A 304-nucleotide genomic window follows, 5' to 3' on the forward strand; every position below is an offset into this window, starting at 1 on the left:
CCACGGATAGGGAAGTCCTGAACTTCAATCTCAGGGAGGAAACCTTTTGAGTGAAGATGGAGATCAGAGTACTCAGCAGGAATAGTGGCTTTCTCCTCTAAATAAAGAATAAAGCAAGTATCCTGAGAAACATGATTGACTAGGGTAAAGTAATCAAGGATTCCTGAAGGCAAGAACAAGCTTAAAGAAGCAACAGGATCAATCGTTTGGGAAGAGGATGTTTTCATGATGCAAAAATAAGAATTTTAACGCAATCCCCCAAGGTTTCAGACTGAGCCCAAGGTTTCAGACTGAGCCCCTTTTT

Annotated in this window: 1 pseudogene; it reads right to left on the reverse strand. The window is 41.4% G+C overall.

Annotated features, from left to right (window positions below):
- Positions 1–227 (reverse strand): annotated as a pseudogene (locus BSAG_RS25755) (transposase); the annotation flags it as partial.
- Positions 228–304: the final 77 nt, after the last annotated feature.

Source organism: Bacteroides sp. D1 (assembly GCF_000157095.2).
Lineage (GTDB): Bacteria > Bacteroidota > Bacteroidia > Bacteroidales > Bacteroidaceae > Bacteroides > Bacteroides xylanisolvens.